20 protein-coding genes are annotated in these 21,668 nt (G+C 64.1%); 6 read left to right on the top strand and 14 right to left on the bottom strand.

What is annotated here, in order from left to right; translation table 11 throughout:
• Window positions 1-83 precede the first annotated feature (83 nt).
• From G6N15_RS04870 to G6N15_RS04880, 3 genes are read left to right on the top strand one after another with little or no spacing between them, the layout of a single operon-like run.
• Window positions 84-1,286, top strand: a complete 1,203-nt coding sequence (locus tag G6N15_RS04870; protein ID WP_083087467.1) for a cytochrome P450 — start codon at window positions 84-86, stop codon at window positions 1,284-1,286.
• Window positions 1,287-1,313: 27 nt separating this feature from the next.
• A complete protein-coding gene (locus G6N15_RS04875) occupies window positions 1,314-2,150 on the top strand; it encodes a mycofactocin-coupled SDR family oxidoreductase (protein ID WP_083087468.1) in 837 nt (278 codons plus the stop codon).
• 18 nt (window positions 2,151-2,168) lie between these two features.
• Window positions 2,169-2,996, top strand: a complete 828-nt coding sequence (locus G6N15_RS04880; RefSeq protein WP_083087469.1) for an SDR family NAD(P)-dependent oxidoreductase — start codon at window positions 2,169-2,171, stop codon at window positions 2,994-2,996.
• A 5-nt stretch (window positions 2,997-3,001) separates the two neighbouring features.
• On the opposite strand, the gene G6N15_RS04885 is transcribed toward G6N15_RS04880, so the two are convergent.
• From G6N15_RS04885 to G6N15_RS04930, 10 genes are all read right to left on the bottom strand, one after another.
• Entirely contained in the window at window positions 3,002-3,805 is an 804-nt protein-coding gene (locus tag G6N15_RS04885; protein WP_083087470.1) for an SDR family NAD(P)-dependent oxidoreductase, read from the bottom strand.
• A gap of 12 nt (window positions 3,806-3,817) precedes the next feature.
• Window positions 3,818-6,226 (bottom strand): CaiB/BaiF CoA-transferase family protein, encoded by a 2,409-nt coding sequence (locus tag G6N15_RS04890; protein WP_083087471.1) that lies wholly within the window; start codon window positions 6,224-6,226, stop codon window positions 3,818-3,820.
• Window positions 6,227-6,229: 3 nt separating this feature from the next.
• On the bottom strand, window positions 6,230-7,183 hold the full coding sequence (locus G6N15_RS04895; protein ID WP_083087472.1) for an enoyl-CoA hydratase/isomerase family protein: 954 nt from the start codon (window positions 7,181-7,183) through the stop codon (window positions 6,230-6,232).
• A complete protein-coding gene (locus G6N15_RS04900) occupies window positions 7,176-8,309 on the bottom strand; it encodes a M24 family metallopeptidase (protein WP_083087473.1) in 1,134 nt (377 codons plus the stop codon). The genes G6N15_RS04895 and G6N15_RS04900 overlap by 8 nt, the downstream gene beginning before the upstream one ends.
• Window positions 8,299-9,522 (bottom strand): M24 family metallopeptidase, encoded by a 1,224-nt coding sequence (locus tag G6N15_RS04905; RefSeq protein ID WP_083087512.1) that lies wholly within the window; start codon window positions 9,520-9,522, stop codon window positions 8,299-8,301. The genes G6N15_RS04900 and G6N15_RS04905 overlap by 11 nt, the downstream gene beginning before the upstream one ends.
• Window positions 9,523-9,543: 21 nt before the next feature.
• On the bottom strand, window positions 9,544-10,605 hold the full coding sequence (locus G6N15_RS04910) for an amidohydrolase family protein (RefSeq protein ID WP_179961812.1): 1,062 nt from the start codon (window positions 10,603-10,605) through the stop codon (window positions 9,544-9,546).
• Window positions 10,606-10,784: 179 nt separating this feature from the next.
• Window positions 10,785-12,029, bottom strand: coding sequence for a cytochrome P450 (locus G6N15_RS04915; RefSeq protein ID WP_083087475.1), 1,245 nt, complete (start codon window positions 12,027-12,029; stop codon window positions 10,785-10,787).
• Window positions 12,030-12,032: 3 nt separating this feature from the next.
• A complete protein-coding gene (locus tag G6N15_RS04920) occupies window positions 12,033-12,227 on the bottom strand; it encodes a ferredoxin (RefSeq protein ID WP_083087476.1) in 195 nt (64 codons plus the stop codon).
• Window positions 12,224-12,889, bottom strand: coding sequence for a TetR/AcrR family transcriptional regulator (locus G6N15_RS04925; protein ID WP_083087477.1), 666 nt, complete (start codon window positions 12,887-12,889; stop codon window positions 12,224-12,226). The genes G6N15_RS04920 and G6N15_RS04925 overlap by 4 nt, the downstream gene beginning before the upstream one ends.
• A 62-nt stretch (window positions 12,890-12,951) precedes the next feature.
• On the bottom strand, window positions 12,952-13,764 hold the full coding sequence (locus tag G6N15_RS04930) for an SDR family NAD(P)-dependent oxidoreductase (protein ID WP_083087478.1): 813 nt from the start codon (window positions 13,762-13,764) through the stop codon (window positions 12,952-12,954).
• Between the two features lie 283 nt (window positions 13,765-14,047).
• Between G6N15_RS04930 and pstS (G6N15_RS04935) the strand changes: the two genes are divergently transcribed.
• Genes pstS (G6N15_RS04935) through pstA form a run of 3 tightly spaced genes read left to right on the top strand, consistent with a single transcriptional unit; the run spans window position 14,048 to window position 17,070 of the window.
• Window positions 14,048-15,163: a phosphate ABC transporter substrate-binding protein PstS gene (gene pstS, locus G6N15_RS04935; RefSeq protein ID WP_083087479.1), complete on the top strand. Its 1,116-nt coding sequence runs from the start codon at window positions 14,048-14,050 to the stop codon at window positions 15,161-15,163.
• A gap of 12 nt (window positions 15,164-15,175) precedes the next feature.
• Complete coding sequence (gene pstC, locus G6N15_RS04940) at window positions 15,176-16,174, top strand: phosphate ABC transporter permease subunit PstC (protein WP_083087480.1); 999 nt, start codon at window positions 15,176-15,178, stop codon at window positions 16,172-16,174.
• The gene (gene pstA, locus G6N15_RS04945; RefSeq protein ID WP_083087481.1) at window positions 16,171-17,070 is read left to right on the top strand and encodes a phosphate ABC transporter permease PstA; all 900 of its coding nucleotides are present in this window, start codon (window positions 16,171-16,173) and stop codon (window positions 17,068-17,070) included. Before pstC ends, pstA begins: the two co-directional genes overlap by 4 nt.
• Before the next feature lie 7 nt (window positions 17,071-17,077).
• Here pstA and G6N15_RS04950 read toward each other — a convergent pair whose 3' ends face one another.
• From G6N15_RS04950 to G6N15_RS04965, 4 genes are all read right to left on the bottom strand, one after another.
• Window positions 17,078-19,021, bottom strand: a complete 1,944-nt coding sequence (locus tag G6N15_RS04950) for a serine/threonine-protein kinase PknD (RefSeq protein ID WP_083087482.1) — start codon at window positions 19,019-19,021, stop codon at window positions 17,078-17,080.
• Window positions 19,022-19,094: 73 nt separating this feature from the next.
• A complete protein-coding gene (pstS, locus tag G6N15_RS04955; RefSeq protein WP_083087483.1) occupies window positions 19,095-20,207 on the bottom strand; it encodes a phosphate ABC transporter substrate-binding protein PstS in 1,113 nt (370 codons plus the stop codon).
• Window positions 20,208-20,261: 54 nt separating this feature from the next.
• On the bottom strand, window positions 20,262-21,080 hold the full coding sequence (locus G6N15_RS04960; protein WP_083087484.1) for an alpha/beta fold hydrolase: 819 nt from the start codon (window positions 21,078-21,080) through the stop codon (window positions 20,262-20,264).
• A complete protein-coding gene (locus G6N15_RS04965) occupies window positions 21,077-21,661 on the bottom strand; it encodes an NADPH-dependent FMN reductase (RefSeq protein WP_083087485.1) in 585 nt (194 codons plus the stop codon). The genes G6N15_RS04960 and G6N15_RS04965 overlap by 4 nt, the downstream gene beginning before the upstream one ends.
• Window positions 21,662-21,668 lie beyond the last annotated feature (7 nt).

Here is a 21,668-nt window from a genome sequence, read left to right on the forward strand (position 1 = left end):
ACACTGGTGAAGTCGGATGACACAGTTCACTTGCGACAGCTTGTGACCTGGCCACAACTTGGTTTCGGCGAGAGGCGATATCGGTGACAGTCGGCGCTACCAGCGACGTCTACTACGACCCGTACAACGTTGAGCTCAACGCTGACCCCTACGGGATGTTCCGCAGGCTTCGTGAGGAAGCGCCCCTGTACTACAACGAGCAGCACGACTTCTATGCGCTGAGCCGGTTCGCCGATGTCGACCGGGCGCTGGTCGATTACGAGACTTTCAGCTCGGCGCGGGGTGCCATCCTCGAGCTGATCAAGGCGAACATCGAAATGCCGCCGGGCGTCCTGATCTTCGAAGACCCGCCGCTGCACGACGTCCACCGCAAGCTGCTGGCCCGAATGTTCACACCGCGCAAGGTCAACGCGCTGGAACCCAAGATCCGCGAATTCTGCGCTCGTTGTCTGGATCCCTTGGTCGGTGGCGACCGGTTCGACTTCGTCGCCGACCTCGGTGCTCAGATGCCGATGCGGGTGATCGGCATGCTGCTCGGCGTGCCCGAAGAAGATCAAGAAGCTGCCCGCGATTTCGCCAATGCCCAGATGCGCACAGAAGCGGGTCAGCCGATGAAGGCGTCCATGGACGGCATGGTCAGCGGCGAGTTCTTCGCCCAGTACATCGACTGGCGGGCCGAGCATCCCTCCGACGACATCATGACCGAACTGCTCACCGTCGAGTTCGAAGACGAGAAGGGAGTGTGGCGTCGACTCACCCGCGAAGAACTTCTGACCTACGTCAGCGTGGTCTCGGGTGCGGGCAATGAGACCACAACCCGACTGATCGGCTGGACCGGCAAGGTGCTGGCCGAACATCCGGACCAGCGGCGCGAATTGGTGGAAAACCCCGCCCTTATCCCCAGGGCCATTGAGGAGCTGCTGCGCTTCGAGCCGCCGGCACCGCATGTCGCCCGCTACGTGACCCGCGATGTCGAGTGGTATGGGCAGACCGTGCCGGAGGGCAGCGTCATGATGATGCTCATCGGCGCGGCGAACCGCGATCACCGCCAATTCCCGCCGGACGGAGACGTTTTCGACATTCACCGGGAACTGCGCCAACACCTCACGTTCAGTGTCGGCACTCACTACTGTCTGGGTTCGGCGCTGGCGCGTCTGGAGGGCCGAATTGCGCTCGAAGAGATTTTGAAGCGGTTCCCTGAGTGGGACGTCGATCTGACGAACGCCAAACTGTCCCCGACCTCTACCGTGCGCGGCTGGGAGTCGATGGTAGCCGTTATCCCCTGAGCCCGATCTGAAAGAAACGAGGTAACGATGACTGGGCGAGTCGAAGGCAAGGTCGCATTCATCACCGGCGCAGCGCGGGGGCAAGGTCGCGCGCATGCGGTGCGATTGGCGCAGGAGGGTGCCGACATCATTGCCGTCGACATCTGCAAGCCGATCGAAAGCGTCCAGATTCCGCTTGCGACCCCGGAGGATCTGGCCGAGACCGCCGATCTGGTGAAAGGCCAGAACCGCCGCGTCTATACCGCCGAAGTCGACGTCCGTGACTACAAAGCACTGAAAGCTGCGGTAGACGCTGGTGTGGAGCAGCTGGGCAGGCTGGACATCATCGTGGCCAACGCGGGCATCGGCAATGGTGGGGCAACGCTCGACAAAACCAGCGAACGAGACTGGACCGACATGATCGACGTCAACCTCTCCGGCGTCTGGAAGACGGTGAAAGCCGGTGTGCCACATATCCTCTCGGGCGGCCGCGGCGGATCGATCATCTTGACCAGTTCAGTCGGCGGGCTGAAGGCCTATCCGCACACCGGTCACTATGTGGCGGCCAAGCACGGCGTCGTCGGGCTGATGCGCACGTTCGCAGTCGAACTGGGCCAGCACATGATTCGCGTCAATTCAGTGCACCCGACCAATGTGAACACTCCGTTGTTCATGAATGAGGGCACGATGAAACTGTTCCGGCCGGACTTGGAGAACCCCGGGCCCGACGACATGAAGGTCGTCGCGCAGATGATGCACACGCTGCCGATCGGCTGGGTGGAACCCGAAGACATCAGCAACGCGGTGCTGTTCTTGGCTTCGGACGAGGCCCGCTACATCACCGGTGTGACACTTCCGGTCGACGCGGGCAGCTGCCTGAAGTAGGCGCGTAAGGTCCCGTCTATGGACGGATTCACCGGGCGCGGCGCAGTCATCACGGGCGGCGCGAGTGGAATTGGCTTGGCCACCGCCAGGGAACTCGCCCGCCGCGGGGCCACCGTGGTGCTGGCAGACATCGAACAACCTGCGCTGGAACGAGCGGTCAACCAGCTGCGCGGCGAGGGACTCGACGCGCACGGCGTCGTCTGCGATGTCCGTCACCTGAACCAGGTGGGTCACCTTGCCGATGAGGCGTTCCGCCTGCTGGGCAGGGTGCATGTGGTGTTCAACAACGCCGGTATCGCGGTGGCCGGTCCGATGACACAGATGACACACGACGACTGGCGGTGGGTGATCGACGTCGACCTCTGGGGGCCCATTCACGGCGTCGAGGTCTTCCTGCCCAGGCTGCTCGAGCAGGGCGAAGGCGGGCATCTGCTGTTCACCTCATCGTTCGCGGGTCTGGTGACCAATATCGGCCTGGGGCCGTATTCCGTTGCCAAGTACGGCGTCGTCGCACTCGCTGAATCGCTTGCTCGCGAAGTCAAATCAGCAGGCATCGGCGTGTCGGTGTTGTGTCCGATGCTCGTCGCTACGAATATCGCCGATTCCGTGCGTAACCGCACCGCCGACTACGGAGGCTCGCCGACGCTGAGAGACCCTGGCCAAGTTGCCACGGGTGACAACGTCGTCCTCGACGCCGCCGACGTCGCGCGTCTGACCGTCGAGTCAATGCTGGCCGGCCGACTCTACATATTGCCGCACCAGGCCGCGCGGGCCTCGATCCGACGCAGGTTCGAGCGCATCGACCGTGCCTTCGACGAGCAGGCCGCCGAGGGGTGGGAACACTAGTCGCGTCAGCCGGGGCCGAATCGGAACTGGCCGGTCTGCGGGTGGCGATACCATCCACCGGCGGCATGGGTTCCGCCGTCGACGTGCAGGGTTTCCCCGGTGAGGTAGCTCGCCATGTCGGATGCGAGAAACACTGCTGCGCTGGCAATTTCGTCAACGCTACCCGGGCGGCCCATCGGGATGGCGTGTCCGATCTCGTTGAGTTCGCCGTAGCTGAGGTTGGCCAGCCCTTCCGTCACGGTGACATCCGGCGCGATTGCGTTGACGCGGATACCGTGTGGGGCGAGCTCGAATGCCGCCGTCTTGGTGTAGTTGATCACCCCGGCTTTGGCTGCGGCGTATGCGGCGAATCCCGGTGCGGCGCGTACACCTTCGATGGACGTCAGGTTGATGACACTACCTGGCAGGCCGGCGGCAACCAGCTGGCGCGCCACCCGCTGGGTGCAGAGCAGCACATGGCGCAAGTTCGCTCGATAGAGCGCGTCCCAGCCGTTTTCGCTGGTTTCGAGCAGCGGGGAGGAGAACGTGCCGCCGGCATTGTTGACCAGGATCGTCACCGGGCCCAGTTCAGTGTTTGTGCGCTGCAGGGCAGCGTCGATCTGCGCGCTGTCGCGCACGTCGGTCGTAATGCCCAGTGCTCCTATGGAATTGGCGGCCGACTTGCAGCTGTCGGCGTCACGTTCCCAAATAGCAACCGAGGCGCCGAAAGCCGCCATGCCGGCCGCTATGCCGCGCCCGATGCCGGCGCCCCCGCCGGTCACCACTGCGACACGGCCGGTCAGCTGAATGTCGGATGGGCTGATCGCCACGCAACTACCATCTCATGCTCGGGCGGTTTTCCTGCCGTAGCCGGCGGGCGTTTGGCCGATGACGCCATCGGCCTCGAGGTCGGCGATCTCCTGCTCGGTCAGGCCCAGCTCGGCGAACAGCTCCTGGTTGTGCTGCCCGAGCAGCGGTGCGGGAAGAACGTGGAAGCGTTCCGGTCTCTGTGAGAGCCGCGTGGGAAGCGTGCTGTGTGGGGCGGGCGCATTGACCGGATGTCCGACGTCTTCGAAAAAGCCGCGGAAGGCCAGCTGCGGCAACGCGGTTTGTCGATGTGGCTGCATCACTGTGGCCACCGGTACCCCGGCGTCCCATAGACAGCGGACGATGTCGTCGCCGCTTCGTTGCTGACACCACGCAACCAATTGCTCGTCGATGAGGTCGTGCTGTTCTCGCCGACCTGCGATCGTCGACAGTTCCGGGTCTGTGGCCCACTGCGGCCGTCCGAGCGCTTCGCACAGGGCTGCCCACTGCTCGTCGGTTGCTACGGCGATCGCCACCCAGCTGTCAATCCGGCCGAACTCGTCGACATCGGCGGTCTGGTAGAGGTTTTGGGGCGCCGCAGTAGGTCCACGGTTGCCCGCACGTTCCAGCAGTGCACCGTACGCGGAGTACTCGATGACCTGCTCGGCGGCGATGTTCAGGGCGGCATCGACCATCGCCGCTTCCACCATCACGCCCTGACCGGTGCGTCGGCGGTGCTCGAGCGCCACCAGTAGAGCAGTGACGGCATGTATGCCCGCGTTGGGATCGCCGATCGTGTACGGCTCGTAGGGATTGCGGTCCGGATAGCCCGTCAGCCAGCTCAACCCGGCGGCTGCTTCGATGACGTATGCAAAGGCCGGGTTGTCGCGCCAAGGCCCGTCGAGTCCGAATCCGGGCATTCGGAGCAGGATCGCGTCGGATCGAATCGCTTGGATAGCAGCGAAATCCAACCCGATCTGGTCCAGCACCCTGGGAGTGAAGTTCTCGGCAATCACGTCGCATGTTGCCACGAAGCGGCGCAACAGGTCGCGGCCGCGTTCGCTTTGCAGGTCGAGTGTCACGCCTTTTTTGTTGGTGTTGAGCGCCGAGAAGATCGGCGACTTTTCCCACCACTGTTCTTCGGTCACCGGGATGCCGGCGATCAGCCGGGTGCCGTCGGGTCGGCGGGTCGACTCAACATGAATGACGTCGGCGCCGAGCATGGCCAGAAAATGCGTGCAGCAGGGGCCGGCCCAAAACGTCGTCATATCCAGAACCCGAAGGCCACTTAGCGGCAACTGAGGCGCGCGGTCATGGGTCGGATGAGACGCTGCCGGCCGCGACCGGCGATACCGCGCGGTGTGCTCCCCGAGTCGCGGCGCGGGCTGCGGCGGACGAAGTCGTGCGGACTGCATGCGGTAGGGCGGTCCCGGTTGGCGGAAGCCGCCGCTTGGGTTGCTGACGAAAGATCCGCGGGCCTGGAAGTGGTCGAGGTCGGCGATCGTGGCGCCGTTGGCGACCGGGGCGTTGGGAATGCGGAACGCCGTTGCCAATTCCCGTATTTCATCGACGGTGTGGTCACGCACCCACGCGTAGAGTTCGTCGGCCTTATCGTTCGCCTGCTCGGTGATCGACAGCGGCGACTCCTCGTCGATCCAGTCGTCGTGGCCGGTCATCGCGCACAGGTCGAACCACTGCTGAGCCGTGCCGCAGCCGAGGTCGACGAGACCGTCCTTGGCTTGGGCAATCCCGGGCACGGTCAGCTTCCGCGCATCCCGCCACGGGCGGCCCAGCATCTCGAAATAGGTGACCGGGTAATAAGTGAGACCGAGAATCTGAGTCTCCAGCATGGACAGATCGACAAGCTGGCCACCGCATCGTCGATGCGCAAGCGTTATTGCGCTCGCGTATGCTCCGGCCAGGTATTCCCCGACCTGGCCGCCCACGAAAACGGGTGCCCGATCGGGCGATCCGCGGCCCAGCCCCACGATTCCGCCCGACCATGCCTGCAGTGTGAACTCGGTCGCCGCACGGTCATGCCATGGCCCATCGAGGCCGAATGGTGTTATCGCGGTGACGGTCAGATGGGGATGGCGACGGTGTATCTCGGCGGGGGCGAAGGCGGGGTGTTCGGTGATCTGGGATCCGCGCGACCACACCACCGCCTCGGCGGCGGCGAGCAGCTCGTCGACGAAGCTGATGTCAGCGTCGATGTGCGGGTCGGCGACGACGCTGTGCTTGGAGCAACCAAAGAATTTGAAGAGTGCACCGTCGTCTCCGGGCTGGATGTGAGCGCCAGATGCCGACCACTGGCGCAGTGGATCTCCTTGTGGCTGCTCTACTTTGATCACCTGTGCGCCGCCGTCGGCCAGCAGCTTGGTGCAGTAGGCGCCGGCGATACCGATGGACAGGTCGACGACGAGGTATCCGTTCAGCGGCTCCACGACTTAGCCGTTCCGAGTGCGGCTGGACTTGCTCAGCCGGAAGCCCGGCGGGAACTTGCTGTCGTTGTCTTTAACCGCGTCGCTTAGGCCGTGGTCGATCGCGTCGCCCATTTGCAGGTCGTCGGCGTCGTAATGGATGTGGCTGCCCATTGATTCGAAGAACGCCGACAGGAGGCTGCCCATATATTCGCCCTGGTACTGCTTGACCACTTCGAAGAACATTTTCTGCATGAAAACGGTGTCAGTCGGTCGGTTACGCGCACACGCCAGCGCGTACTTCTGCACTTCGGCTTCGAGCTGTTCCCGCGGCACCACCTTGTTGAGGAAGTTGCACTGGAACATCTCCTCGGCGGTGAATGGGCGTCCGGTGAACACCATTTCCTGAAACTTGCGCAGCCCCATGGTTTGGACCCACGTCCACATCCGCGGGCCCCACCCGTAATACCGGAAAGACGGGTGCCCGAAGAGCGCGTCGTCGGAAGAGATCACCAGGTCGGCGTCGGCGGCCTGGTAGAAATGCCAGCCGTAGCAGTAGCCTTTCGCCTCGACGATGCTGATTTTCCTGAAGTCCTGCAGCGCACGGTTTCCGGCCTGCGGGTTCGCAAACCATGCGCTGATCGTCGCGCCGTAACGAAACGATCCTTTGGGCGGGTAGCGGATTCCGTCGTTTTCGAGCCGCAGTTCGGCCAGCCGGAAATCGGGCGAGACTTGGCCTTCCATGAACTCCGGAAGATCAGCGCCGCTGCCGAAGTCGTCGCCGACACCGCGAATGACCACCACCTTGACATCGTCGTCGACGGTGGCGGCGTGCAGCAGATCGGCGTAGCGCAGTCGCGCCGCCGAAATGGGCGCATTGAGGAACTCGGGCCGGTTGAATGTGATCGTCGCGATCTTGGTTTCCGGATCCTTCGCGTAGAGGATGATTTCCTCCGGCGAAGGACGTTGGCTCTCAACCATTCGGCACGCCCACCGCAGCGTTCGGACTCGTCGTAAGCACCTCAGGGCCGTCGGGAGTAACCAGCACAGCCTCGCGGCCGAACACCGCTCCGACGCCGCGCTCCCAGATGTAGCCGGTGACCGCGAGCACCATGCCGGGCTCCAGCCGTTCATCGGCGGCGGTCGCGGGCAGATGCTGGGAAACGACCGGAGGGTCGAATCCCATGCCCAACCCGCGCGCTACCGGCATGGGCGGCAGCGGCTCGCCTGCGGCTTGGTAAGCGGCCAGCAGGTCGCTGGCCGGTGCTGCGGGCCGGCACGCATCGTAGAGCTTGTGCCACAACGCCTCCCAACGCCGGTACAGGCCCGGGGCTGCGTCCGGTTCGCCGACCGGCCACGTGCGGCCGACCTCGCCGGTGTAGCCGCCGGCGAGCACGCCCGCGGACAACGCCACCAGATCGCCGGAGCGCACCAACCCGTCGTCGCTCCCCCGCCGCCACGGGTGATCGCGTGAGGTCACCCATGCGACGTCCTGGATTGACGGGGTGCTCACCCCGCCTGCCGTCATGGCCTCCAGCAGGACACCGGCCAAGGTGTTCTCGCTGACTCCGGGGCGCAGCTCGGCCACCGCCGCCGCCAACGCGTGCTCGGCCACCCGTATTGCCTCGCGCAGGGCCTGCACCTCTTCCGGTGTCTTGATGCGGCGAGCGTAGCGCATGGCCGGCTCCCCGTCGACCAGCTGCGCGTTGGGGAAGGCCATCGGCAGCAGCTGGGCAAATCCCGGCGAAAGCGCGTCGGTGCCAACGCGTTTCGCGGTCGCCGCCCCGTCGATGCGTTGCAGCACCGAGATGGTGTTCATCGGGTTCCACGCGATGCCGTACAAGTTTTCGTGCGGGATGTCATCAGGCACGCCCTCGTCCCAGGTGCTGAGCAGATGGATCGCCTTGGTTTCGCGAACCACCACACAGGTCGGGCCGAACGGGCGGGTGCCGGCCACCCACAGTTGCGGTGCTCCAGCCACATAGCGCACGTTGGCTTGGCGCCCCAACACCAAGACGTCGAGGTCGTGTGCCGCCATCTGGGCGAATGCCCGCTCCCGGCGCCCCACACGCAGAGCCCGCTCGTCGGGCAGGACCTCAGTTTTCATAAGGATGGTATGGGTAGTCCGTCAACGCAATCCAGCCTTTCTCGGTGGTGACGACGACCTCTTCGCTGCGGTAGCCGCCGGTGCCGTCCTCCCACACCACCGGCTCCAGCACCAGCACCATTCCCGGCTCGAAGACGAAATTCTCGTCGAACTCATCGCCGAGATCGGTTCCGATCATTGGCGCTTCGGCTGCGTTCACCCCGATGCCGTGGCCCAGATAGAAGTGCGGCAGCCATGGCCGCGTGCCGCCGTTGGCTTTGGTCGCTGCGCGGCCCAGTTCCGCGGCGGTCGTGCCGGCGCGGAGCACCTCGAGCACTGCGGCCATGATCTCCCGCCACTTGTCGAACTGGGCTTGCTGGCGTGGTGTGGGATCGCGGCCGACGATCCAGGTGCGGCCGAAATCGGAGCAATAGCCGTGATAGGTGATGCTGACGTCGGTCCACAACACGTCACCTTCGGCGAGTTCGCGCTCGGTGGTCAACAGTGGCAACGCCAAGTCACCGTGTGTGGTCCACACCCCGTCTGCTTTGCTACGCGGCATAACCTGCCAGATCGGCTCAAGCATGCTGGCCATCGCGCCCAGCTCGAATGCCCGGCGCAAGAAACTGGCCGATAGGTCGATCTGGCGGATCCCCGGGGCAAGCGCCGCCTGGACATCGACCATGGCTTCATCGGTGATGCGACACGCCTTGCGAATACAGGCTAATTCGTCACGCGTTTTGACGACCTTGGCTGCGCCGATCACCTGAGCGGCGTCCACCGGCCGCCCTGACGGAAACAACTGCTGTTGTGCTCGGCGCATGGCTCCGGTGAGTTCGTCCACCGCGACCACTGCACCGGCGGGGATCACATCGCGGAGCACTTCGGCGAAGTGCCGCACACCCTCGTCGAATTCTAAATAGACCGGGCCGTGCAGATGGTCAGCCGGAAGCCCGGACTCCGAGGTGGTGCCTTCGCGGAAGGGCAAAAACAGGTGCGGCCACGGGTCGTCGGCGAGCACTACCGCAACCGGGCGTTCGACGTAGGACAAGCCGGCGTCGCCCAGCGGCCAACTCACCCCGGTGGCATAGACGACGTTGCTGTTGCCGAGCAGGACCAACGCGTCGACACCACTGTCGCCCATTGCCGATCGCAGCCGAGCACTGGTCTCCGATCGCATCCGGGTCAGGTCGGGTGCCTGCGGGATGTCGAGCGCAGACGACGGTGTCTGCATGAATGTCGTCACGAAACCGCCTTAAAGGCCTAAAAATTCGGTGATGTTGCCGCTGACGATTCGGGCGGCCCTCTCGGGCCCGACCGCGTTCACGACCGCGGTCAGCGACTTTTCCGAATAGCCGTAAGTGCTTTCGTTGTGCGGGTAGTCGCTCGACCACATCACTTTGTCGACCCCGATCCGGTCGATCAGCTCCAGTCCCAGCCGGTCCACCATGAACGACGCGCTCATGTGGTTGTCCCAGTAGTAGCGGACGTCGTGCTCAAGGGGCCGGTTGAACATGTGCTGATACGACGCCACCAGGTGCTCGGCGTCTTGCAGCGCCCATGGCACCCAGGCGATTCCGCCTTCGAACCAGCCGATCCGCAGCCTGGGATGGCGGTCGAGGATGCCGGTGAAGATGTACTTGGAGAACGTTTCCCGGAATCCGTCGATGTTGATCATCATGCCGACCACGACACTGTTGTACCGGCATGGTGTTTTCGGCGGGGTCTCGCCGATGTGGTGGGTGACCGGTAGGCCGGCGTCTTCGATCTCGTCCCACACTGCGCTCATGGCGTCGCTGCCGTAGTCGATGATGTTGCCGTCATCGTCCTTACCCGGGTTCAACGGCAACAGGAATGTCTTGAGGCCCAACGACTTCAGTTCGGAGAGGGTCCGCCGAGTGCCTTGCGGATCCCACCAGTTGATCAGCCCGGCGCCGTAGAAATGGCCGTTGGAGCGCTCTTGCAGCTCGGCGATGTACTCGTTGTAGATCCGGAATGCCAGCTCGCGAAGTTGCTTGTCCGGGTAGTGGAAAAGCGCCAGAACGGCGTTGGGGAACGCCAATTCCTTCTCGACGCCGTCCTCCCGCAACTCTTGGATTCGTGCCTCGATGTTGGTGCTCCCGGCGCCCGGTAGGTCGTCGTATTGCATCAGCACCGCGCTGAAATCACCGGGTAGAAACGACTGTCCCTTGCGGCCGAGCTGATAGGCGCCCTCCTCGTACCAGATCCGCGGCGCCTTGTCCTTGAGGTCGTCGGGGAAACGCTGGTAGAAGATGTCCTCGGCCAGCGAAATGTGGTTGTCCGCCGAGAAAACCACCGTCCCTTCGGGCAAACCCACACGGCTGAGGTCGGCGTGACCACGTCGATTCTTCGGTGCGCCATATCCTTCCGGCGGGTAAAGCGAGACGCTTGCGGTTTGAGTCGACATTATTGACCCTCCAATCGGATCGCCGTGGTGTCGAGGTTAGTCATCGTGGGCTGACGGGTGTGGGCGTTCTACCAGGTCACCGGCAATTCGTAGACCCCGTAGGCGAGCCGGTCGTGTTTGAACGGGATGTCGTGGACCGAGACGGCCAGTTGCAGCGTCGGCACGCGGCGAAACAGCGAATGGTACACGATCTGCAGTTCGGCGCGGGCAAGCTGCTGGCCGACGCATTGGTGTCTGCCGTAACCGAACGCGACATGCTGACCGGCCTTCGAGCGATGCAGATAGAGCCGGTCGGGTTCGTCGAACACCTGAGGATCCCAGTTGGCCGGCGCCAAATCGATGATGATGCCCTCGCCGGCGCGGATGACTTCGCCCCCCATCTCGATGTCCTCGATCGCGACCCGGCGCTGCCCGTTTTGGATGATGGACAGATAACGCAGCAGTTCCTCCACCGCGTTTGCAACGATCTTCGGGTCGTCGGCATCACGCAGAACGGCCAGCTGATCGGGATTTTCCAGCAGCGCCAACACGCCCAGCCCGATCATGTTCGCGGTGGTCTCGTGCCCGGCGATCAGCAGCCCGGTGCCTAGCTGCGCGGCTTCGCGGACACTGATCTCCCCGGCATTGACCCGTTCGGCCAAATCCGAGACCGCGTCCTCGGCCGGATTGTCCGTCTTGGCCTCGACCAGCTTTGCCAGATACTTCGACAGCCCGGCCGCACCTTTGGCGGTGTCCTCGCCGGTTGCATAGCGGGCCAGCCCGATGTTGGCGTGGTGCTGGAAGAACTCGGCGTCCTCATAGGGCACACCCAGCAGCTGGCTGATCACCAGCGACGGAACCGGCAGGGCCAGTGCGGCCACCAGGTCGGCCGGTTTCGGGCCGGCCAGCATCGCGTCGATGTGCTCGTCGGTGATCTGCTGGATCACCGGCCGCAGGCCTTCGACCCGTTTGAACGTGAACGGTCGCGACAGCATCCGGCGAAAGCGCGTGTGCTCCTCGGCATCAGATGTGAAGACCGAGCGCGGGCGCTTGTGCACCGTCGACAGCATTCCTTCGTTCCAGTGTGGGAACCCGGTACGCCGGTCGTCGACGCTGACGCGCGGATCGGAGAACAGCGTCCGCACCGCTTCGTACCCTGTAATGAGCCACGGCGTGCTGCCGTCCCAAATCCGTACTCGGGTCAGCGGTTTGGACTGACCGAGTGCCAGCACGTCCGGTGGTGGGGCGAACGGGCAGCCGTTGTCTCTGGCCATCGGATATTCCGGGAAGGTGGCGGCCGCTTCGGTTGCAGTTCCCGTGAGGGTGTCGGACACTTCTCACTCCTCGATGTGGATGGCCAGTGCGGGGCAGTTTGCAGTGGCTGCGCGGGCGTCGTCGGCTTGGTCGGCCGGCGGGTTCGGGTTGAGCAGCACGACGACGCCGTCCTCGTCACGCTGGTCAAAAATCTCGGGTGCGCGCATCACACAGTTTCCCGAGGAGGCGCATTTGTCTTGATCCACAGTCACTTTCATCTGCGGCTGCCTTCCAACGGTGTGACGGGCGCCAGCCACAGCCCGACGATCGCATCGATGAGGCCCGACGCTGCTGCGTGCCAACTCGGCCGTGGCACCGATGCGCCGCGGGCCAGCGCACGTTCGTGATCCGCGCAGGTGTGCACCAACAGGTTTCGGGCCATCACATTGCGCTCCACGCGGACCTCGACCGGCAGCTCCGGCAGGCAGCTGTTGATGCCGTCGATCACTTGCACCAGCGACGGTGAGCTGAGCGCATCTTTGACGACGATGTTGTGGTAGGCGGGGTCGGTCATCACCTGTGCGGCGAAGCGCGCATACCAGGTGGGGTTGCCCAGCGCGGCCAGATGCTCGGTCATCGGGCGCACCAGGCAGGCCACCCAATCGCGCATGTCCGCAGAGTCGCCCAGCTCGGCCACCATCTGCTCGCGCAGCTGTTCGATCGGTATCCGATGCTTTTCCTCGATGGCCCGCACCAGGTCGGTCTTGGTGCCGAAGTGGTAGCCGACCGCGGCGTTGTTGCCCTGGCCGGCCGCCTCGCTGACCTGGCGGTTGGAGACAGCGAAAACTCCGTGCTCGGCGAACAGCCGCTCGGCCGCAGCCAGGATCGCTTCCTGCGTCGTGCTGGCACGTTCGGTGCGCGCGCTCCTGGCCGTGGTCACGACCCCCAGTCAACCCCGTCCGGCGTGTTAAGTCAAGCGCTTGATTTAAACGGAGATCTGCGTTACTGGGACGTGGTACGGCGCCTGATCGCCTTACCTGCGGAGGTGCCGCCGTCGACCGGCAACACCGTGCCGGTGACATAGCGAGACCGCTCGCCGGCGAAATAGAGGGCGGCCTCGGCGACGTCCTCGGGTGTGCCCTCGCGCTGCAAGGGCCGGTCCGCGCGCATCTGCTGCCGTGTCACCTGCTCGAACCGCTCGACCTGCTCGGGCGTCATGTCTTTTGCCGAGGACGCCAGGATCGGCGTCGGGATGCTGCCGGGAGCGATGCAGTTGACCCGAATGTCATAGTGCGCCAATTCGATTGCGGCCGACTTGGTGAATTGGATGACCGCCGCCTTGGACGCGCGATACGTCATCACCCCGCCGCCCGCCTGGATGCCGCCGATCGATGAGATGTTGACGATCGACCCACCTCCGCTGGCTGCCATCTGACGCGCGGCGTCGCGGGTACCGGCCATCACGCCGAGCACGTTGACCGCCATCACGCGATGGAAGTCAGCGAGGTCGTCTTCAAGGAAGCTGCGGTGCATCCTGCTGGAGATGCCGGCGTTGTTGACCATGACGTCGAGACCGCCGAATCGCTTTACCGCGAACGACACCAACTCACCGATCTGATCGGGTTCTGCGGTGTCGGTCCGCCGGAAAACCGCATTGCCGCCGTGGTGCTCGGCGATTGCGGCGCCCTTGTCGGCGGCGATATCGGCGATTACCACCTTGGCGCCCTCGGCGAGGAACTTTTCGACGATTCCCGCGCCGATCCCAGACACGCCGCCGGTGACGATCGCGACCTTGCCGGCAAGTTCGTTGACCACATCGACGAGTTAATCTGCGCGCACCTGGTTAAGTCAAGCGATTGATTTAGGTCGGCGCCGGGGCCAACGCCGCGAGCCAGAAGCTACGGCTGCGGTTCGGTCCACAACAACAGCCGTGGCTTCTGGTTCGCGCGATCAGCGACTAAGGCCACCGCTGCGTGATACGTTCGCCGACGGTGGGTGGGGCCTATGTTAACCAGGAATCCATTCGGCGTTGGCCTCGCGCGTTCGCGGATCTGCTAGAAGCATCGGTATTGCTCGTCAACCGTTCAAAGGAGCCGTTTTGAAACTCAACCGATTTGGCGCTGCGCTCGGTGTCGTGGCCACCTGCGCACTCGTGCTGTCTGGGTGTGGCAGCGAGAACAACGCCAATCAAGGGCAGCAGCCGACGTCCGGTACGTCGTCGGCCAACGTCACCTGCGGCGGCACCAAAACGCTGAAGGCCAGCGGCTCGACAGCCCAGGCCAACGCGATGGCCCGCTTTGTCAATGCGTTCGAACAAGCGTGCCCAGGTCAGACGTTGAACTACACCGCCAACGGTTCGGGTGCCGGGATAAGCGAATTCCTAGGGAAACAAACAGACTTCGGCGGGTCGGACGTACCGCTGAAACCGGAAGAGCAAACCCGAGCGCAGCAGCGCTGCGGATCGCCGGCATGGGACCTGCCGGTCGTGTTCGGCCCGATCGCGGTCACCTACAACGTCAAAGGTGTGACCACACTGGCCCTCGACGGGCCGACGACCGCGAAGATCTTCAACGGCACCATCACCAGCTGGGACGATCCGGCGATCAAGGCGCTGAACGGCAACGCCGCCCTGCCCGCTGAGCCGATCCATGTCGTGTTCCGCAGCGACCAGTCCGGCACCACCGCCAACTTCCAGGAGTACCTCGATGCCGCATCCAACGGCGCGTGGGGTAAAGGCGGCGGAAAGACGTTCAACGGCGGTGTCGGCGAGGGCGCCAAGGGCAATGACGGCACATCGGCGGCTGTCAAGAGGACCGACGGCTCCATTACCTACAACGAGTGGTCGTTCGCCCAGGCGCAAAAGCTGAACATGGCCCAGATCGTCACGTCGGCCAGCCCCAACCCCGTCGCAATCAGCACCGATTCTGTTGGCAAGACCATTTCGGGGGCGACGATCAAGGGACAAGGCAATGACCTGGTGCTCGACACGATGTCGTTCTACAAGCCGACGCAGGCCGGCGCCTACCCGATTGTGCTGGCGACATACGAGATTGTTTGCTCCAAGTACCCTGACCCGGCGGTCGGCACAGCGGTGAAAGCGTTTCTGCAAGCCACCATCGGTCCCGGGCAGAACGGCTTGGCGGACAACGGATACATCCCGCTTCCGGCTGCGTTCAAGCCGCGGCTGTCGACCGCGATCAACGCCATCTCGTAGTCTGAGGCCGTCATGGCCGAAAGACAGCTAAACCGCCGGGCCGATCCCGGCGAGTCGACCTCCGCGTTGACAGCGGTCGATGCACGGTCGGCGCAGTGGGGAGACCGACTGTTCAAGTCGCTCGCGGTCGCTGCCGGTTTGACGATCGTCACCGCGATCGCGCTGATCGCCACATTCCTGTTGCTCCGCGCGGTGCCGTCACTCCGGGCGAATCACGCGAACTTTTTCACCAGCGCCAGGTTCGACACCACCGACCCCGCCAACCTGGCGTTCGGTATCCGTGACCTGTTCATGGTCACGGTACTGAGTTCGGTGTTCGCACTGGTGTTGGCCATGCCGGTCGCAGTCGGGATCGCGGTGTTCCTCGCCCAATACGTGCCGGCACAGCTTTCGCGTGTGTTCGGCGCAATGGTCGATCTGCTGGCCGCGGTGCCCTCGATCATCTTCGGGTTGTGGGGCATCTTCGTGCTGGCGCCGCAACTCGAGCCGGTCGCAACGTTTCTCAACGACGAACTGGGATGGTTCTTTTTATTCAAGAAAGGCAATGTGTCGTTGGCCGGGGGCGGCAGTATCTTCACGGCCGGCATCGTGCTCGCAGTGATGATCCTGCCGATCATCACATCGGTGTCGCGAGAAGTGTTCCAGCAGACGCCAGTTACTCACATCGAGGCAGCCCAGGCATTGGGCGCCACGAAATGGGAAGTGGTCCGCATGACCGTGCTGCCGTACGGCCGTAGCGGTGTCGTGGCTGCGTCAATGCTCGGATTGGGCCGCGCTCTGGGCGAGACCGTGGCGGTGCTGATCATCCTGCGCTCGACTGTGCATGGCGGGAACTGGTCGCTGTTCGACGGCGGGTACACGTTCGCCTCCAAGATCGCTTCGGCCGCCACGGAATTCAGTCAGCCGCTGCCGACCGGCGCCTATATTTCGGCGGGGTTTGCGCTATTCGTCCTGACGTTCATCGTCAACGCAGCTGCCCGAGCGATCGCCGGCGGGAAGGTCAACGCATGAGCCTCACGCTTGACCAGCCGGTCAAAGCACCGGTGTTTCGTGGCATCAGTATCGGTCGCCGTATCAAAAACGGCGTGGCGACAACACTTTTCTTCACCTCGTTCGTCATCGCGATGGTGCCGCTGGTGTGGTTGCTGTGGGTCGTTGTCAAACGAGGCTGGTGGGCCGTCACCCGGTCGGGCTGGTGGACTCACTCGCTGCGGGGCGTGCTACCAGAGCAATTCGCGGGCGGCGTGTACCACGCGATATACGGAACGGTGGTTCAAGCCGTGGTGGCCGCCATGATCGCTGTCCCGCTGGGCTTGATGGTCGGGGTGTATCTGGCCGAATACGGCCCTGATCGGCTGACGCGGTTGACCACCTTCATGGTGGACGTGCTCGCCGGGGTGCCCTCGATCGTGGCAGCACTGTTCATCTTCAGCCTGTGGATCGCCACCCTGGGGTTCGAGCAGAGCGCCTTCGCCGTGTCGCTGGCGTTGGTGTTGTTGATGTTGCCGATCGTGGTGCGGGCCACCGAGGAGATGCTCAAACTGGTGCCCGATGAACTGCGAGAAGCCAGCTACGCGTTAGGGATTCCGAAATGGAAGACGATCGTGCGAGTCGTCATCCCTACCGCCGCGCCGGGCATCATCTCCGGTGTCTTCTTGTCGATCGCGCGGATCATCGGCGAAACCGCTCCGGTGCTGGTGCTGGTCGGCTACAGCCGATCGATCAACTACGACATCTTCAACGGCAACATGGCGTCGCTGCCGCTGTTGATCTACACCGAACTCGACAACCCCGAACATGCCGGCTACCTCCGGGTTTGGGGTGCCGCGCTGACCCTGATCATCGTGGTGGCCGCCGTGAACCTGGTCGCCGCAGTGATCCGAGTCTGGGCAGGAAGAGTGCGATAGCTCCGAGTCAGCTCGGTGGCAGCTTCACCACCCTGTCGTTGCCCCGGTCGGCGACATACACATTGCCGGAGTTGTCGACCACCACGTCGAGCGGAGTGTTGAGACCGGTGAACGGCAGCACGCTCGTGGCGTTCGATCCCGCCGTCAGTTTCACTACCTTGCTGTCGTCGTGTTCGGTCACGTACACATTGCCGGCCTTGTCCACCGCGACGCCCCAGGGCACGCTGAGGCCAGTGAAGGGCAGCACGGTCTGGTTCGAGCCGCCCTCCAACTTCACCACCCGGTTGTTGTCGGTATCGACGACGTAGACGTTGCCCGCGTTGTCCACCGCGACACCGTCCGGGTGATTGAGGTCGGTGAACGGCAGGTCGGACTGCGTGCTCGAGCCGATATCCAGCTTCACCACCCGGTTGTTGCCGCGGTCGGCGACATACACGTTGCCGGCGGTATCCACCGCTACTCCCTCGGGGTAGTTGAGACCCGTAATCGGTAGATCGCTCTGGTTGTTCGACCCAGCGGGCAACTTCACCACCCTGTTGTTGAAGTCGGTGGCGTACACGGCGCCGGAGCTGTCGACCGCGATGCCTTGCGGCTCGTAAAGGCCGGAGAACGGCAGCACCGCCGGAGTGCTCGACCCGGCCGGCAGCTTCACCACCCGGCCGTACATGCCCTGATTGGTGACGTAGACACCGTCGGCGCTGTCCAGCGCAACCCCACCCGGGGAGAGGCGGAAGTTGAGACCGTTGAAGGGAAGCACGGTTTCTCCCGACGCCGACTGCTTGCCGTGCGGCGGCGACAACACCAGGTATGCGACCGCGGCGACCACCGCGATAACGACGAGCAAAGCAGCGCCGATCAGAATGCCCCGCCTGCCCTGGCGGTGCTCGGTGGGTTGCAGCCACTCCGGCAGGCTGTTTGGCGCGGGAGTCGGTGACCATCCTCCCGTCGGCATCCCCGGCGACGTGCCCGATGGCGAACGACGAGCCATCGTCGCACCGCCGCCGGGGGGCGCCGGCGCACGGCCCGTCCGGGGATCGGCTCCCAGGGCGCGCGACGGCCGGGTTTCTTCCTCGCTGTGCTGCAGAATCGTTGCGGCCTGGTGCTGCTCGGAGGTGGTCAGCGCATCGTGGGCGGCCCGGGCGAATTCACCGGCGCTGCGATAACGCTCTGCCGGATTTTTGGCCATACCCTTGGCGATCACCTGGTCTAACGCCGGTGGAACCTGTCCGGGTCGGAGCTGGCTGGGCCGCGGCGGCGGTTGCATCAGATGCGAGGCGATCAGCCGCTCCATGCTGTCCGTTGGATACGGAGGCGCCCCGGTCACACACTCGTTCAACAGACAGGCCAGCGAATAGATATCGGCGCTGTGTGTCACCTCGTTGCCGCTGAAGCGCTCGGGTGCCATGTAGTTGTAGGTGCCGACCGCGATCCCGGTCTGTGTCAGCGACGGGTCGGTGGCAGCGCGGGCGATACCGAAATCCACCAAATAGGCGAAGTCGTTTCCGGTGATCAAGACGTTTTCCGGTTTGACGTCTCGGTGCGTGACGCCGGCGGCATGCGCGGCGTCCAGCGCGGCGGCCACTTGACTCAGGATCGCAACCGCCCGTGCGGGGGGCATTGGACCCTCCCGCAGCAGAACGTTGCGTAGCGAGATGCCGTCGATCAAACGCATTTCCACGTAGAACTGGCCGTCGAGCTCGCCGTAGTCATGGATCGGGACCACATGGGGCTCGGTCAGCCGGCCGGCGGCGTCGGCCTCGCGTTGCAAGCGCGCGCGGAACACCGGGTTGCCCGAGAATTGCCCCGAGATCAGCTTCAAGGCCACCACGCGGTGTTTGCGGGTGTCCTCGGCTTCGTAGACTTCGCCCATCCCGCCGCGGCCCAGCAGCCGCAAGAGTTGATACGGCCCAAACCGTGATCCGACCCGCGAAAGCTGGGGGTTGCTCACCATCGATGCTCCCTTCCCCCGCCCAGGTGAGCGAGACGACCACGGCCGGCCGCAGCGTTACCACCGTGACTCTGTTTCACGCGATTGCGTTCACCGCCGTGGCGAGTTTGTTTTTGAACGAGTCCGGCAGCGGAATGTATCCGTACTGGTCCAAGCCGTCTTGACCGGCGCCAATTGTGGCTTGCATAAACGCTTTTACAGCCGCCCCGGTGGCGGAATCCGGATACTTGGAACAGACTATTTCATACGTCGCCAGCACCAGCGGATAGGCGCCGGACTGCGTCGGCTTGTAGAACGACGTCGTGTCGAGCACCAAGTCATTGCCCTGTCCTTTGAACCTGGCCCCGTCGATCGTCTTGCGGACGGAGTCGGTGGTGATCGCCACCGGATCGGAGCCGGCTGACGTGATGATTTGCGCCATGCTCAGCTGACGACCCACCGCGTATGACCACTCGTTGTAAGTGACCGCCCCGTCGGTGCTCTTCACCGCAGCTGACGTGCCGTCATTGCCGTTGTACCCGTCGCCGACACCGCCATGGAAAGTCTCGCCGGTGCCTTTGCCCCAAGCGCCGTTGGATGCGTCGTCGAGGTAGTCCTGGAAGTTGGCTGTGGTACCGGACCTGTCGGTGCGGAAGATGACGTGTACAGGTGTTGCGGGAAGGTCGGTATCGCTATTGAGCGCGTGGATTGCCGGGTCGTTCCACATCGTGATGCCGCCGTTGAAGATTTTCGCCGTGGTCGGGCCGTCCAGGTTCAGCGTGCTCACGCCTTTGACGTTGTAGGTGATCGCGATCGGGCCGAACACTGCCGGCAGGTCCCACGCCGGCGAACCGCACCGCGCCGCTGCTCGGTCGGGCTCACCCTTCGTCGGATTCAGCGGCTTATCGGAACCCGCCAGATCAGTTTCGTTACTGGTGAACTGCTCCACCCCCTTGCCCGAGCCGTTTGCCGCGTAGTCGAGCGTGTAGCCGGGGCATGCCCGGATATACGCGTAGACAAATTGTTCGATGGCGTGAACTTGCGCGGTCGATCCGCTGGCATGGAGTTTCTTCTTGCCGCCGCAATTGACTGGTGTCGACCCGCCGTTGGATCCCGCCGACGACGTGTTTGCGTTGCTACCGCAGCCCGATAACACCAGTGCGCTGACAGCCAGCACACTCAGCGCGGCGCCGAACCGGTGGTTGAACACACCGCGAATATACGGCGGTTCGGAGGTGAACGGAGCGTGAACGGTCGCGCGCCGCTAGAGGAAATCGAGCAGAAGTTCGTTGACTACGTCGGCCTTCTCGATTTGCGGGCAGTGGCCGGCACGATCTACCACCTCCCGGCGGCCGCCGTCGATCTGCTTGGCGATTTCGGCGGCCCATCCGGCCGGTAGGAGTTTGTCGTCGCCTCCCTCCACGACCAGCGTGGGCACGTCGATGCGCTCGTACGGTCGTGCGCTGGACGCAGCGGGCGGCGGCGGCGCACCGGGGCGGCGAAACCGCGCCGCGGCCACCGCCTCCCACGCTCCAGGAGCGGTGCTCGACTCGTAACGGCGCCGCACGTACTTGTCGTCGGCGGGATAGCTGGGGTCGTAGAACAATGCCTCGACGATGCGGCGCATGGCCGGCAGGGTCGCGTCGTACTCGTAGAGCGCCTGCATGTACTGATTGCGCTGGAGCTCTCCGCCGCCGCAGATGACCACCATGCTCCGCACCGGCAGCCGCGGCGCATCCGACGTCGCGTCGGTGAGCAGCATGATGGCACCCATCGAGTTGCCGACGAAGTGCGCGGAGTTGATCCCCAACTCGACGCACAACCGCGCAACATGCCGAATCCGCATGCCGCGCCCGTCGTTGAAGTCGATGACTTTCGCAGACTCGCCGAAGCCCAACAGATCCGGGCCGATGACGCGATGGTGCTCGGCCAGCGCCGCAATGTTGCGTTCCCAACCGATTTCGGCGCTGGCGCCGAATTCGCCGCCGTGCAGCAACACCACCGGGTCGCCGTGCCCGGCCTCTAAGTAGTGGGTGAGCAGCCCGTCGACTACTGCCGTTTTTCGCTGAATGCCCGTACTCATTCCGTCCCGCGGGCAGGAGGTGCAAACGTGACCAATTGCGTTGCGAGCAACTCAAGTTGGCTCTTGATCGTCATATCGGTCAATTCGCCGTTCTCGTCCCAGATCCGGTCCGCGGAGTTGATCGCCACACCGAGTGGGGTCGGCCAGGCACGCAGCGCGTGTCCGATGCTGCGCAGATGGTTGAGCGTACCGACGGAGGCCTGCCAGCCGTACGCACAGGTGATGCAGCCCCAAGGGGTGTTGTCGAGATAGACGCGCTGGTCTTCTCGCAAGTCTTCGATGTAGTCGAGGGCGTTTTTGATCAGCCCCGACACGCTGCCGTGGTATCCGGGCGAGGCCACCACGACAGCGTCGGCATCGCGAAGCGCGCGGACCAATTCCGCAGCTTTCGGGGTGCGTTCCAGCTCGTGCGGACTGTACATCGGCAGATCGAGATCCTTGCCGCAGTACAGCTTGGTGCGCCCGCCTTGTCGCTCGACGGCCGCCAGGCAGTACCGCAGTGCCCGTTCGGTCGACGAGTTCGGCCGTAAGGTGCCACCGATCCCGACGATGAGCGGTCCTTGGGTCTTGCTTGCAGTCATGAACGCA

The organism is Mycobacterium noviomagense, assembly GCF_010731635.1.
GTDB classification, from domain to species: domain Bacteria; phylum Actinomycetota; class Actinomycetes; order Mycobacteriales; family Mycobacteriaceae; genus Mycobacterium; species Mycobacterium noviomagense.

What these genes read in the sequence shown, in the direction of transcription:
- G6N15_RS04875 (WP_083087468.1), top strand. Translation starts at nt 1,314, where the DNA reads ATGACTGGGCGAGTCGAAGGCAAGGTCGCATTCATCACCGGCGCAGCG.
- G6N15_RS04880 (WP_083087469.1), top strand. Translation starts at nt 2,169, where the DNA reads ATGGACGGATTCACCGGGCGCGGCGCAGTCATCACGGGCGGCGCGAGT.
- G6N15_RS04895 (WP_083087472.1), bottom strand. Translation starts at nt 7,183, where the DNA reads ATGGTTGAGAGCCAACGTCCTTCGCCGGAGGAAATCATCCTCTACGCG.
- G6N15_RS04900 (WP_083087473.1), bottom strand. Translation starts at nt 8,309, where the DNA reads ATGAAAACTGAGGTCCTGCCCGACGAGCGGGCTCTGCGTGTGGGGCGC.
- G6N15_RS04905 (WP_083087512.1), bottom strand. Translation starts at nt 9,522, where the DNA reads ATGCAGACACCGTCGTCTGCGCTCGACATCCCGCAGGCACCCGACCTG.
- G6N15_RS04920 (WP_083087476.1), bottom strand. Translation starts at nt 12,227, where the DNA reads ATGAAAGTGACTGTGGATCAAGACAAATGCGCCTCCTCGGGAAACTGT.
- pstC (WP_083087480.1), top strand. Translation starts at nt 15,176, where the DNA reads ATGGCCGAAAGACAGCTAAACCGCCGGGCCGATCCCGGCGAGTCGACC.
- pstA (WP_083087481.1), top strand. Translation starts at nt 16,171, where the DNA reads ATGAGCCTCACGCTTGACCAGCCGGTCAAAGCACCGGTGTTTCGTGGC.
- G6N15_RS04950 (WP_083087482.1), bottom strand. Translation starts at nt 19,021, where the DNA reads ATGGTGAGCAACCCCCAGCTTTCGCGGGTCGGATCACGGTTTGGGCCG.
- G6N15_RS04960 (WP_083087484.1), bottom strand. Translation starts at nt 21,080, where the DNA reads ATGAGTACGGGCATTCAGCGAAAAACGGCAGTAGTCGACGGGCTGCTC.
- G6N15_RS04965 (WP_083087485.1), bottom strand. Translation starts at nt 21,661, where the DNA reads ATGACTGCAAGCAAGACCCAAGGACCGCTCATCGTCGGGATCGGTGGC.